Below are 12,982 nucleotides of genomic sequence, written 5' to 3'. Positions count from 1 at the left end.
ATGCGGGAGCGGCCGAACACGATCTTTGCATTCCTCGGCGGACCGCAATTCCGCCGCTGGGTGTTCCTTTCCGCCCTGATGATCTTCCTGGTCCTGCCGCTGTTGCCGCTCGCCATCTGGTCCGGCGCCTTCAACTGGTTCTTTCCATCACTTCTGCCATCGGTCTGGTCGACGCGGGCCTGGGCCTATGTCTTTTCGCCCACGGCCGCGATCCTGCCGGCGCTCTGGAACTCCGCCGTGATCGCCGGTGGAACCGTCGCCATATCACTCCTGATCGGCATCCCCGCTGGCCGCGCCATCGGACTCTACGACTTCCGCGGCAAGCGCTTGGTCGAGTTCCTGGTGCTCGCACCGACCATCGTGCCACCGCTCGCCGTCGTCCTTGGCATCCACGTGGTTTTCATCCGGCTCGGCCTCGCTGACACCATGGCCGGCGTCATTCTGGTGCACCTCATCCCGGTGACGCCCTATGTTACGATGATCCTTGCCGGTGTCTTCGCGAATTACGATCCCGAGTACGAGGAGCAGGCCCGCACCCTCGGCGCCGGGCCGCTGACGACCATCTGGCGCGTCATGCTGCCCTCGATCTTTCCCGGCGTCGTGGTCGCGGGCCTCTTTGCCTTTCTGATCTCCTGGAGCCAGTATGTCGTCACTCTTCTGATCGGCGGCGGCCAGGTGCAGACCTTGCCGCTGCTGCTCTATGCTTTCGTGCGCAGCGGCGACTTCGCCATTTCCGGCGCCATCGCCATCGTCTTCATCGGTCCCGGAGTGCTCATGCTGATCCTGACCGCGCGTTATCTGACCGGGCGCAACCAGTCGATCGGGGGGCTTGGCGGGGCATGACGCATGTCGTGATCGAGAAGCTGGCGATGCGTTACGAGGGCCAGCGGGCAGCGGCCGTCAACGGCATCGACATGGAGCTGGCGCCCGGACGGCTGACCGCACTTCTCGGCCCGTCCGGCTGCGGCAAGACGACGACCATGAAGTTGATCGCCGGTCTGTTGCGCCCCGACGGTGGCGACATCCGCTTCGACGGCGAGAGCGTTCTACCGCTTGCCGCCGAGCGCCGCGACTGCGCGATGGTGTTCCAGAAGCCGCTGCTCTTTCCCTATATGTCCGTCGGCGAAAACGTCGCCTTCGGCCTCAGGCAGCGCGGGATCGATCGCGCGACGCGGACCCGCAAGGTCCGCGAGATGCTGGCGCTCGTGCAGCTCGAAGGCTTCGAGGACCGACGTCCGGGCGCGCTGTCCGGTGGCCAGCAGCAGCGTGTCGCGCTGGCCCGCGCCCTCGTCATCGAGCCGCGCGTGCTGCTGCTCGACGAGCCCTTGAGCGCGCTCGATGCGCACTTGCGCGAGGAGATGCGCGAACTCATATGCAGCATTCAGCGTCGCATGGGCATCACCACACTGGTCGTCACGCACGATCAGGACGAGGCTGTCGTTCTGGCCGACACCATTGCCGTCATGTTCGACGGCGACATTCACCAGATGGATGCCCCGCACATCTTCTACGAGCGGCCAGCCTCGTCCCGGATCGCGCGGTTTTTCGGGGCTCGCAACCTGTGGCCGGCGCGGATTACGGGCGGAATGGCGAGCACCGACTTCGGGCGGCTTGCCGTCGAGCAGGGCGAAGTGAGGGAGGGTTCGGCCATCCTGACCATCCGCCCCGGCGAGGTGGCGCTCGGCGACGGGCCGAACGCCTTCGATGCCACCGTCACGGCGCGCATCTATCTCGGCGAGCACGTTCGCGCCCGCTTCGACCTCTACGGCACGACGCTCGAGGGGCTTTTTCCGCGCAATGCCTCGGGTAATCTGGTCGTCGGCGCCCGCGTGCGCGTAAGATTGCCGGCGGGCGCCATCTGGACGATGACCTCGCAATGACCTTCCAGCCGTCGAGCACCATAGGGCCGACCATGTTCGAAACAAGCAAATCACCGCCCCGAAAGATCGAGGTCCGCAGCATTCGGGACCGCGTCTACGAGCAGATCAAGGCGTTGATTGTCGAAGGGTATTTCCAGGCGGACGAACGCTTCGACCTCAACCAGCTCGCGCGCGAGCTGGGCGTCAGCAAAACCCCGCTCAACGAGGCGGTCCAGCGACTGGAGAGCGAAGGCCTTCTCACCGTGCGCCCGCGCAGCGGAACCTTCGTCAGCTCCGTCGACGAGCGCGAAGTACGAGAGGCCTTCGAGGTACGCCGCATGCTCGAGGTCGGCGCCGCCGATTTCATCATCGATCGGATCGAGGATGACGAAGTCGCCGAGGTCGCTGCCCTCACCGGGCGCATGGAAGCGCTCCTGACCGAGGGCGACTATCAAGAGATCGTGCGCGAATTCATCACCCTCGACGACCGGATGCACGCGACCATCCTCGCTGCGAGCCGTCACCGGTTGCTCATCGACACCTACGGCCGCGTCAACACGCTGCTGCTGGTGTCGCGGGTTCGCGGGAAATTCCAGCGAGAAGATTCACTCCAGACCATCGAGGAGCATCGTGCGATCTGCGCCGCTCTCGAGGCCCGCGACAGGCGTGCATACCGCAAGGCCATCGCAGCTCACATGGATGCGGCCATCGCCCGCCTATCGAGAGCCATGGCGACCGCCGGCACGTCCTGATGGGGCACGGGCGCAAGTCTGCGGCCGACCGGCTGCGCGCGTCTTTCGACCCGATGTGGAGGCTGAGATCGAGAGGCTCGTCCCATCGATTGCCGCAATTGCGAACCCATCGGGGAAGAGTTATCGAGGCGCGGTGTTGCGCGGCAAAATCGTCTGGCCTGCCCAACGTTCTGGACCCGGTTGCGGCTTGCGAGGGAGCCAAACGTCAGGCGCAAAATGGAAATCAAAGCCGGGAAATTACGAGTTCACCCTCGGCTCCGACACCTGCTCTCGAATTCGCGGCGATGGGCAGGCAGGTGTCGGAACCGGAATTCTAGTCGCAGCGGATCCAGGTCTCGTGCGACCTGGCGACCGATCCGCTCGGACCGACATAGTCGAAGATCAGATTGGCAAATCCCTCCTTCACGCAGGTGACCTGGAAGTAGAAGGGTGCCGGCGCGCCGACCACGACCTTGCCTGAACCGCTCCTGGAACTCGTGCGGTAGCCGATCGAAACCAGCTCTATCGCCTCCATTCCGGACGACTTGACGACGTTGAGCCGCCAAACGTAGCCCGTCGAGGGATTGCCCTCGAGCTGGAACTCGAACGAGTTGCCGCGCTTGATGGTGCGACCGCCTGCCTCGGCTGGGGTCAGGGGGAGCGCCGCGATCACCAGCGCGAGAACCAGCGCCGCAGTCATTCGAAGTAAGATCATCTGCCTCTCCCCCCTATTCGACGAGCCGAGTCTGGCAGCGCGCCTTGCAGGCGTTGGCTGCATCCTCGCAGGCCTTCTTGGCGGATTGATTGGTGGCGCTGGCCATGCAGACCGCAAGCTCGGCATCGCACGCCGCGACACAGGCCTTGGCACCGCCCTTCAAGGTCAATGCGCTCGCGGTGGGTGCCTGGAAGGCCAGCAGCAGACATGCGGCAATCATGACGGAACTTGGCACTTTCATCGTGTCGTTCTCCTTGCCTGGGATCGGTTTTGTCCACGCTTGGGGACGTTCGTAGTGCCTCGCACCGGGCCAGCGCCTTGATATAGATCAAGTCCAAGCGGCCCCGCCGCCCACCTCATCGATCGCGGAGCGCGCTTGGAGAGAAAAAAACTTGATCTGCCGGCCTGAGCGCGCGATCCTGCCATCGAGCGGCGGTCCACCAGTGTGGAGGTCGGCTCGCAAGCCTGGAACGTCGGCTCTGAGCGCGCAAAGGCAACGCCGTGAAAATCACCAAAATCGCGGCAACGCCCGTCAACATTCCGCTCGAGGCGCCCTATTGGTGGTCCTACGGCACCTTGCCGGGGTTCACGCAGAGCATCGTCCAGGTGACGACCGAGGACGGGTTGACCGGCATCGGCGAGGCGCCCGGGGCAGGGGCGGCCAGGCTCATCAACGGCGCCTTTGCCGATGCTCTGGTCGGTCACGACGCGCTCGACATCGTCGGAGCCGAATTCAAGTGCCTGCCATCGCAACAAGGTGTTCAGTCGATTGTCGATCGCGGGGTGATCGACGCCTTCGGCGGCCTCGAGATGGCGCTCTGGGATTTGCGTGGCAAGGCGTGGGACCAGCCGGTTTGGAAGCTGCTCGGCGGTATGGCCCGTTCCGAGGTCGCATTCAGCGAGTACTTCGCCTACCGCCCGAAGATCGGTGCGGTTGGCGGGGAATCGACGCCCGCGGACGTCGCGGACTATTGCCAGCGGATGCAGGATGAGCACGGGGCGACGGTGTTCGAGGGCAAGACGGCGCATTGCCCGGACCCGAAGGCCTCGATTGCGATGATCGAGGCGATCCGCAAGCGGCTTGGCGACGGCGTGACGATCCGGATCGATTCCAATCACGGCCATTCGCTCGCCACGGCCCGCGAGATTGCGCCAGCATTCGAAGAGCTCGGCGTCGCGAACTGGGAGGACCCGGTTGGCACTTACGAGGAACTCGCCAGGCTGCGCCCGCACACGCGCCTGCGTTTTTCGTCTCACAACATCGACCTGCCGAAAGTTGTCGGGCTCGGTGTGCCGGATACGCTGGTGACCGGCATTGCGGGCCATGGCGGGTTTCGTGCGACACAGGCCTTCGTTGCCGCTTGCCAAGCGATGGCGGTCGATTTCTGGTGCTATTCCGGCGACAGCGGCATTGGCTCCACCGCCTATTTGCATCTCTCCGCCGCGACCCCCTGGATTCGCTACCCGAGTCAGTCGCTCTTTCGCTGGCAACCGATCGATGTGATCGAGGAAGGCCCGTTTCGCCCGAAAAACAATATCTTGCCGGTCCCGACCGGACCGGGGCTCGGGATCACGCTCTCGCCTGCCAAGCTTGCGCATGCGCACGAGCTCTATCTCGACCAGGGGCCATACAACAAATACCACGATCCAATGGCACCCGGACGGTTGCGCCGTCTGCCACTCGATTGAGCTGGCCACGTATGGTCCCCTGAATTGCTTGGCGTCATGGGCGCTCTCGCGCCGCGGCTGCACCAGCCGAGGCCGCAAGGCCCGGCCGCGCGGGCTGTCGGCGAGAGGGGTCTGCGGAACGGCCACGGCGTCGTGGCCGCTATCACTGTGCGGGAGGGCTCGTGCTGCCCTCGATCCAGGGCGCCCGGGCGGCCAACGACAGGTCGCATCCTGCCAGCATCGTCTCGATGATGCGCCGCGAGCCTTCGAGATGAAAATTCACCGCGCGACCCGGATATGCGACACGGCCGCCTTTTCCCGCCATCAGTCGGCCAACGGGCGGTTGGTTGGGCGCGAGCGGGAACTCGCGTGTCTCGTAGAGGCCGAGGTAGTTTGTAACGGCGTCGATGAGGTGCTCCTCGCCATCGATGGTGATGGTCACCGGGATCGGCCCGGCGGGCTCACCATCGGCGAGAGAAAATCGATGCCGCCCTTCAGCGTCCTTCCACTTTGCGCGCGCTGGCGGACTGGGTAAGGATGGGAGCGGCGAACGAGACGCCGAGCAGTGCGAGCACGATTACACCCGCCGCGCCAGTTCGGAGCCGCCAACCAGCGAACCGGCGGGGCGACGCCCCTCCGGCCGGCTCATCTGTCGGCGAGCGCCGACCGGCCGGCGAGGTGCCGGTGCGGCGAAGTACGTGCTCTTTCTCGGATCCGGGATAGACCATCGGAGAAACAACCTATTTCTCGTTCGCGACCATGCGAGGCGCGAACCTGGGGTCGCCTGGTCCCCATCGCGTGGTCCCGGTGGAATGGTATTTCAGGGTCGGCCGGGGCGCCACAGGAAGCCTAGTCGGTGGGGAGATGGCTCGACGTTGTGGCATCGTGCGGCGGCAGCCGGTCGTCGGAAATCGAAGTTCGCGACCCGAGGACGTGGATTAGGAGGCGGAGGCGGGGGCGTGCGTGAAATCGAGGGCCAATCCCATGCACCTGAGGGCACTGCTGAAGCAAGACCACGTCAGGCAGGCGGCACCACGCGCCTCGGTCGCGGCGCGGGCTCGAGCGCCTCGGTTTCCGTCGTCTGCCGCGTGGTCCTCGCAGGTCCGTGAAAAACTTGATCTGCGGCCGAGACGATCACGTAGTGTGTTGAGGGGCCGGACGACCAGCGGAATCGACCGCTCGGCCGTGCCCGTGCGAGAACCCATATGGACGAAATACTGGAACGCAAGGCCGAGCATATCGAAGCCGTATTGAAGGGCGACGTGCAGGCGCGTCGGGTCACGACCGGCTTGGAAAGCGTCTCGTTCGCGCACGTGGCCTTGCCGGAACTCCATCTCGACCAGATCGATCTTTCGACGACGTTCCTCGGGCGCCGCCTCGCCGCCCCGCTCCTCGTCAGCTCGATGACCGGTGGGCCGCATCTCTCGGAGCACATCAACCAAGCCATCGCCGAGGCCGCAAACGCGGTCGGGGTGGCCTTCGGCGTCGGCTCGCAGCGTGTTGCACTCGATGGGACCCGAGCGATGCCCGGCCTCGATGCATCGTTGCGCCGGCTCGCTCCGGACGTGCCAATTCTCGCCAACATCGGCGCCGCCCAGCTCATCCAGTGGCCCGACCCGCTCGAACGCGCCAAACGCGCGGTCGGGTCCATCGAGGCCGATGCGTTGATCGTCCACCTCAATCCGCTGCAAGAGGCGGTTCAGCGCGGTGGAGATCGCAACTGGGGCGGCGTCCTCGGGCAGATCGAGCGACTGGCGCGCGGCCTGGACGTGCCACTCGTGGTCAAAGAGGTTGGGAACGGCCTGTCAGGCCCGGTCGCCCGCCAGCTCGTGGATGCGGGCGTCTCGATCCTCGACGTGGCTGGCGCGGGCGGCACGAGCTGGGCCGCGGTCGAAGCCGAACGGGCACGCGACAGCCGTGCGCGTGCCATCGCCATCGCCTTCCGCGACTGGGGCATCCCGACCGCGGACTCGGTGCTCGCCGTGCGCGCGGCATGCCCCGAGGCCACGATCATCGCATCGGGCGGCATACGTACGGGCATCGACGCGGCCAAGGCGCTCCGGCTCGGGGCCGATCTCGCTGGCCAGGCCGCCGCCCTGCTCGCGGGAGCCGTCGAGGGACCGCAACGCCTCGTCGAACAGCTCGAGGTGGTCATCGAACAACTGCGCATCGTGTGCTTCTGCACGGCGAGCCGTGATCTGAGGGCGCTCGGCACGGCGCAACTGCTGGAGCCCCACCGTGTCACTTGATGTCGTCGCAGAGGAGCATGCACGCCAAGGCTCGGCCACGGGGCCGCGCGCGGTCGTCATCGGCGCCGGCTTCGGAGGTCTGGCCGCCGCCATCCGCCTGCTCGCGAAGGGCTACCGCGTCACCTTGGTCGAGCGCCAGCAAGAGCCGGGTGGCCGGGCCCAGGTCTTCGAGCGGGACGGCTTTCGGCACGACGCCGGACCGACGGTCATCACCGCGCCGGCACTCTTCGAGGAACTGTTCGAGCTGATGGGCGTGCGCATGGCTGACCGGGTCAGGCTCGTACCGCTCGACCCCTGGTACCGGTTCCGGTTCCCCGATGGCTCGGTTTTCAACTACGGCGGCACCGTCGAGGACACACTCGCCGAGATCAGGCGTTTCGAGCCTGCCGACGCGGACGGTTATCTGCGCCTCCTCGAGCATTCCCGCAAGCTCTACGAAGCCGGTTTCGAGGACCTCTCCGACGTCCCGTTCCACGACGTCCGTGCCATGCTCGGGCAGACGGGTCGGCTCTTGCGCCTGCGCGCCCACGACACCGTCTGGCGCATGGTCTGCCGCTACCTTCGCAACCCGCGGCTGCGCGAGGCATTTTCCATCCAACCCCTGCTCGTCGGCGGAAGTCCGTTCCAGACGACGAGCATCTACGGGCTGATCCACTTCCTCGAGCGCCGCGACGGGATCAAATTCGCCATGGGCGGCACCGGGGCGATCGTGCGGGCCCTCGTCGACCTCCTTGCGGAACGGGGCGCGCGACTTCGCCTCGGGCGGACCGTCACACGCATCCTCGTCTCCGATGGCCGGGTGACGGGCGTCACCCTCGACAATGCCAGCACGCTCGAGGCCGACATCATCGTCTCGAATGCCGACCCGATGCACCTCTTTGGAACCATGCTGGCGAGCGGCGAGACGCGAACGAGCGCCCGCCTCAAGCAGCGCTTCGCGCGCCTCTCGATGGGGCTTTTCGTGCTCTATTTCGGAACCCGGCGAACCTACCCGGACGTTGCACACCATACGATCTGGATGGGGGAGCGCTTTCGCGGTCTGCTCGACGACATCTACCGACGCCAGGTGCTGGCCGACGATTTTTCGCTCTACCTCCATCGCCCGACGGCGACCGATCCCAGTTTCGCTCCGCCAGGGTGCGACAGTTTCTATGTGCTCTGTCCGGTTCCGCACCTCGGGGCCGGCATCGACTGGTCGCGCGAGGGGCCGCGCCTGCGCGAGCGCATCGTGTCGGCTCTCGACGGTACGATCCTGCCGGGACTTCGCGAGTCGATCACGGGAGATTTCTACATGACACCCGAGGATTTCGCTGAGCGCTACCTGAGCTTCCAGGGCACTGGCTTCTCACTGGCTCCCCACTTCACCCAGTCCGCCTGGTTTCGCTTCCACAATCGCGCCGAGGGGCCTCGAGGATTATATCTCGTCGGCGCGGGCACGCACCCGGGCGCCGGAATGCCCGGCGTGCTCTGTTCGGCCAAGGTCCTCGACCGCCTCATCCCGTGCGCCAAGGACCTCGTCGACCGGTCATGCAGCCATTGACGGAACCGCTGAGACGGCAGACGCTCGAGGACATGTTCGCGCGAGGTAGGCAGCCATGGATGATGTGCCTCTGACTTTGGAGCCGGCCCCCAGATTGCGCCACGTCCTGCGTGAGGAGACGCGCGCCCTGCACGAGCGGCTCGATAGTCTTCCTGCGCTCGCCAAGCTCGGAGAGGCGAGCATCGATCGCTCCACGTTCATCGACCTCACGGCACGCTTCCTGACCTACTACCGAGCACTCGATCGCCTTGTCGTGGAGGCCTGCGCATCCTCGGACGCGTTGATCGCCCCGTTCGACTATGCCCCCCGAGCCGAGCTGCTGGCTGGCGACCTCGCGTCACTCACCGCCCGAGACGATGCCACTTACATCTTCGGATCGGCGACCCGACGGGAGCCGGAATTGCCCGCCATCGACGATCTCGGCGCGCTCATCGGAGTTCTCTATGTCGTCGAGGGGTCGGTCCTCGGAGGCGCTGTGCTCGAGCCCAACTGCCGGAAGTTCTTTTCTGCCGAGTTCGCGCCGGAATCTTATTGGGCATGGTGCCGAAGCCATGGTCCGCAGCGTTGGAAGGCAACGGTCGCACTTTTGGACCGCGTTGCCCTCGACGACGACGGCCGGCTTTCGGCGGTCACCGCCGCCTGCCGGACGTTTTCGACGCTGGCGGAGCACTTGCTCGCACCAGCGGGTGAAAGCCATGGTCTCGGCTCTCTTGCGGCCACCGCGACCGGATGCGGTTCGACACGACTGCCCGGGTGGTGATGAAATGCAGCCCGTCGACTTATACGCCTGCGACACCGAGCCGATCCATCTCATCGGCCACGTCCAACCGCAAGGAGCCCTTCTCGCAGCACGCGAAGGCGACCTCGAGGTGGTCTATGCCAGCCGGAACATCGGAGATTATCTTCCGGTGAGCCTCGAGGAAGTTTTTTCGCGCCCGTTGGCGCAAGTCCTCGGTGAGTCCACTTGGGCGATGATCTCGGCGTTTCCATTGGAGCCGGGTACACCACATGCCTACAACCCGGTCTTCATCAAGGTCACCAACGCCTTACAAGAAACTCCACTCGAATGCCTCGCGCACCGCCACCGCGGTTTCGTGATCCTCGAATTCATGCGCCCCGACCCTGCTCCGATCGGACTGTACTATGAGGAGGAACTGCGACGCCGGATCATCAGCAAGTTGTCAAGGGCCGACCGTATCGAGGAACTGGCACGCATCAGTGCCAGCCTCATCCGTGAGGTCACGGGCTTCGATCGCGTCATGGTTTACCGCTTCGCCGAGGACCAGCACGGCCAGGTCATCGCCGAGGCAACGGGTCGACCGGACAGTTTCTTCGGCATGCACTATCCGGCCTCCGACATCCCCGATCCGGCGCGACGCCATTTTCTCCTGAATGTCATCCGTACGATTCCCGACATCGATGCGCGACCGATCGCCATCGTCTCGGAGCAAGGCGTCGCGGTCGATGCCGAGAGCGGGATGCCCCTCGACCTCACCCATGCCAAGTTGCGTGCCGTCGCCCCGGTGCACGTTCAGTACCTGCGGAACATGGGCGTGGCGGCCAGCCTTTCGATCTCGCTCGTGAGCAACGCCGGCCTCTGGGGGCTGATCGCCTGCCACCATTACAGCCCGCACCAGGTGCCATCGAGCCGCCTCAGGCTTTGCGAGCTTCTCGGAGTGATGATCTCGACCCTGCTCCAGAGCATCGAGAACCGCACCAAGCTGCGTCAGAGTGTGCTGGCAGAACGCGTCGCCTTCTCGCTCGAGCAGGCCGCGCGCCGCTACAACGGCCTCGGCGGTGCCGTCGAGAGGTGTTCGCTCATGGTTCGCAACCTGATCGGCGCGTCCGGCCTCGTCCTGCGGGTCGGTGAGAGGACGATGGTGCGTGGCAACGTGCCCGTCCCCCTGTTCAACTGTGATGAACTGATCCAGCGCTGCACGAACGGGGTTTTCGTGACGGACCATCTTTCGGATGACATCGCTCTCGACCCGGAACAGTGGAAGGCCGCAGCCGGGGCGGCATTGCTCGAGCTGTCTGAGGACCGGGCCGACTTCATGCTGCTGACCCGCGACCACTTCGAGGAGACGATCCGGTGGGCCGGCAAGCCGGAGAAGCTCGAGCAGCGCCTAGCCGACGGCACCATCCGGCTTTCTCCGCGCGGTTCGTTCGCTCTCTGGCGCGAGGAGCGCGTTGGGCGCAGTCGCCCGTTCACGCCGCAGGACAAGGAGGCCCTCCGCATTCTCCGGCGCGCCCTTTTCGCGCTCAACAGTCTGGAACGAGAGCGCGAGGCCGTTCGAGCGCAGAAGGAAGCCCAGGCCCACGAGGCGCGCTTGCGTCTCGAACTGCTCGATGCCGCGCGCGAAGGCGCCCTCGGCGAGTTGGCCTCTGCACTTGCCCACGAACTCACTCAGCCGCTGGCCGCCGTCACCAACTACGTCAATGCCTGTCGCCAGATGCTGCGGGCGTCCGGGCACGCGGTTCCGGACCTGCTCGATGATCTGATCTCCGAGACCGTCTCCGAGGCGGCGCGGGCTGCCGAGCTGGTCCGCCGGCTGCGTGACTTCATCGCGAGCGGTGAACTGGTTTGTGACTATATTGATCTCGACGTCGCCATTCGCCAGGGGCTCGGTGCCGGTCTCAACTCGGGCAAGGGGCCGCCCCCGACGCTCGAGTTGGCGTTCGACGCAAACCTGCCGCGCGTTCTGGCCGACCCGGTTCAGATCGGACAAGTGGTGCTCAACCTCGTACACAACAGCATCACTGCGATGGAGGACTCGCCCCAGCGAAAGCTCGTGATTGCGGCCTGGGCTGCGCGCGACCAGGTGTGTGTTTCGGTGAGTGACACCGGCTGTGGCGTCGACCCCGAGATCCGCGACGTGCTTTTCGAACCGTTCCAGAGCAGATCGAAGTTCGGAATGGGGATCGGGCTGTCGCTGTGCCGGACCATCATAGAGGCCCACTCCGGTCGCATCTGGCTGGAGCCGACGCAGTCCGGTGCCAAGTTCGTGTTCTCATTACCCATCATGGAGGCGGGTGATGGCACAAGCCGCTAGGGACCTCCACGTCAACGTCGTCGACGACAACGCGGCTGTCCGCAAATCCATGTGCGCTCTGCTCCTCGCGCATGGCTATTCCGTATCATCCTTCGAGTCGGCCGAGCACTTCCTGGCCCAGCATTCGGGGGCGGGCCACCAGTGCGTGCTTCTCGATCTGCGCATGCCGGGGATGTCGGGGCTGGATTTGCAGCGTCACTTGCGACGCAACGCGCCGGACATCCCGCTGATCATCCTGACGGGGCATGGCGATATCAGCTCGGCGGTAGAAGCAATGCGCGCCGGAGCGATCGACTTCATCGAGAAGCCCGGATCCGAGGATCAACTCCTGCGCGCTCTCGATTCGGCCCTCCAGGTGGCCTGCAAGCGCAGCATTGCACCGGAGCCGGTCGAAAACATCCTTCGTCGCTATGAAAGCCTCACCGATCGCGAGCGCGAAGTGGTCGACCACCTCATCCTCGGTCGCAGCAATCGGGAGATCGCGGGAGAACTCGGTTTGAGCCAGAGGACAGTCGAGATTCACAGGGCGCACATTCGCGAAAAGATGGGCGCGTCGCGCCTCTCTGACATTGTGCGGATGATGCTCAAGATCGGCAAGTGAGTCCGAGTTCTGATCGTGGATTAGCTCCGGAGGCTCCAGGATACGTATTTTCCACTTATAGACGCTGGAGGCGACGCACGCTTTAATGTCGTTGGTTCGGTGGAAAGGGTGGCCTCGTCGTCATTTGGCAGTGTTCCTCGGGTAGTTGGCATGGACCTCTCCCGATCCACCACCGAAGTCCGCGCGTCAGGAGCGACGATAAGCTCCATTGCGTGGCAAGGGAGGGTGCGATGCAAGACGAGGGCTCGCCGGTCAACAAGAACTGCGTCATCGTGAATTTCACCGACAAGGAAATGGCGGCGCTGGAAGGTTGGCGGGTGGCCAATGCCATCGAAAGTACCCACGAGGCGGCGCGCCAGCTGGTGCGGCGGGGTCTGCTCGACGACATCGGACGCACGTACCGGATGATAACGGACCGCGATATCGGTTCGATCGCTCCTTCGAACGGAGAACATGGAGGCTCGCGCAGGAAATCGCACGAAGCGTGACCTGGCGCCGAAAGCCGGTTGTCTCAGACGCTTCCCGTGCCGCGCCCTGGCACGCGCCTGAATTCCAAGAATTGATCG

Annotated in this window: 12 protein-coding genes; 10 read left to right on the top strand and 2 right to left on the bottom strand. The window is 65.0% G+C overall.

Going from position 1 to position 12,982, the window contains the following annotated elements:
* From GC150_14345 to GC150_14335, 3 genes are read left to right on the top strand one after another with little or no spacing between them, the layout of a single operon-like run.
* Positions 1-843, top strand: a complete 843-nt coding sequence (locus tag GC150_14345) for an ABC transporter permease subunit (GenBank protein MBI1386082.1) — start codon at positions 1-3, stop codon at positions 841-843.
* Positions 840-1,880, top strand: a complete 1,041-nt coding sequence (locus GC150_14340; protein ID MBI1386081.1) for an ATP-binding cassette domain-containing protein — start codon at positions 840-842, stop codon at positions 1,878-1,880. The genes GC150_14345 and GC150_14340 overlap by 4 nt, the downstream gene beginning before the upstream one ends.
* Complete coding sequence (locus GC150_14335) at positions 1,877-2,611, top strand: FCD domain-containing protein (protein MBI1386080.1); 735 nt, start codon at positions 1,877-1,879, stop codon at positions 2,609-2,611. Before GC150_14340 ends, GC150_14335 begins: the two co-directional genes overlap by 4 nt.
* Before the next feature lie 313 nt (positions 2,612-2,924).
* Here GC150_14335 and GC150_14330 read toward each other — a convergent pair whose 3' ends face one another.
* On the bottom strand, positions 2,925-3,431 hold the full coding sequence (locus GC150_14330; GenBank protein ID MBI1386079.1) for a hypothetical protein: 507 nt from the start codon (positions 3,429-3,431) through the stop codon (positions 2,925-2,927).
* Positions 3,432-3,806: 375 nt separating this feature from the next.
* Between GC150_14330 and GC150_14325 the strand changes: the two genes are divergently transcribed.
* A complete protein-coding gene (locus tag GC150_14325; protein MBI1386078.1) occupies positions 3,807-4,994 on the top strand; it encodes a chloromuconate cycloisomerase in 1,188 nt (395 codons plus the stop codon).
* A 142-nt stretch (positions 4,995-5,136) separates the two neighbouring features.
* Here GC150_14325 and GC150_14320 read toward each other — a convergent pair whose 3' ends face one another.
* Positions 5,137-5,415 (bottom strand): hypothetical protein, encoded by a 279-nt coding sequence (locus GC150_14320; GenBank protein ID MBI1386077.1) that lies wholly within the window; start codon positions 5,413-5,415, stop codon positions 5,137-5,139.
* A gap of 763 nt (positions 5,416-6,178) precedes the next feature.
* Here GC150_14320 and GC150_14315 point away from each other — a divergent pair.
* From GC150_14315 to GC150_14290, 6 genes are all read left to right on the top strand, one after another.
* Positions 6,179-7,222 (top strand): type 2 isopentenyl-diphosphate Delta-isomerase, encoded by a 1,044-nt coding sequence (locus tag GC150_14315; protein ID MBI1386076.1) that lies wholly within the window; start codon positions 6,179-6,181, stop codon positions 7,220-7,222.
* Positions 7,212-8,762: a phytoene desaturase gene (crtI, locus tag GC150_14310; GenBank protein MBI1386075.1), complete on the top strand. Its 1,551-nt coding sequence runs from the start codon at positions 7,212-7,214 to the stop codon at positions 8,760-8,762. Before GC150_14315 ends, crtI begins: the two co-directional genes overlap by 11 nt.
* 55 nt (positions 8,763-8,817) lie before the next feature.
* The gene (locus GC150_14305) at positions 8,818-9,522 is read left to right on the top strand and encodes a hypothetical protein (GenBank protein ID MBI1386074.1); all 705 of its coding nucleotides are present in this window, start codon (positions 8,818-8,820) and stop codon (positions 9,520-9,522) included.
* The gene (locus tag GC150_14300; GenBank protein ID MBI1386073.1) at positions 9,314-11,815 is read left to right on the top strand and encodes a GAF domain-containing protein; all 2,502 of its coding nucleotides are present in this window, start codon (positions 9,314-9,316) and stop codon (positions 11,813-11,815) included. Before GC150_14305 ends, GC150_14300 begins: the two co-directional genes overlap by 209 nt.
* Positions 11,799-12,416, top strand: coding sequence for a response regulator (locus GC150_14295; GenBank protein ID MBI1386072.1), 618 nt, complete (start codon positions 11,799-11,801; stop codon positions 12,414-12,416). Before GC150_14300 ends, GC150_14295 begins: the two co-directional genes overlap by 17 nt.
* Positions 12,417-12,646: 230 nt before the next feature.
* On the top strand, positions 12,647-12,904 hold the full coding sequence (locus tag GC150_14290; protein MBI1386071.1) for a hypothetical protein: 258 nt from the start codon (positions 12,647-12,649) through the stop codon (positions 12,902-12,904).
* Positions 12,905-12,982: the final 78 nt, after the last annotated feature.

This window comes from Hyphomicrobiales bacterium, assembly GCA_016125495.1.
Taxonomy (GTDB): Bacteria; Pseudomonadota; Alphaproteobacteria; order Rhizobiales; family RI-29; genus RI-29.
The sequence above is the reverse complement of the archived record's forward strand: the minus strand, read 5'-3'. Positions and strand labels throughout refer to the sequence as shown.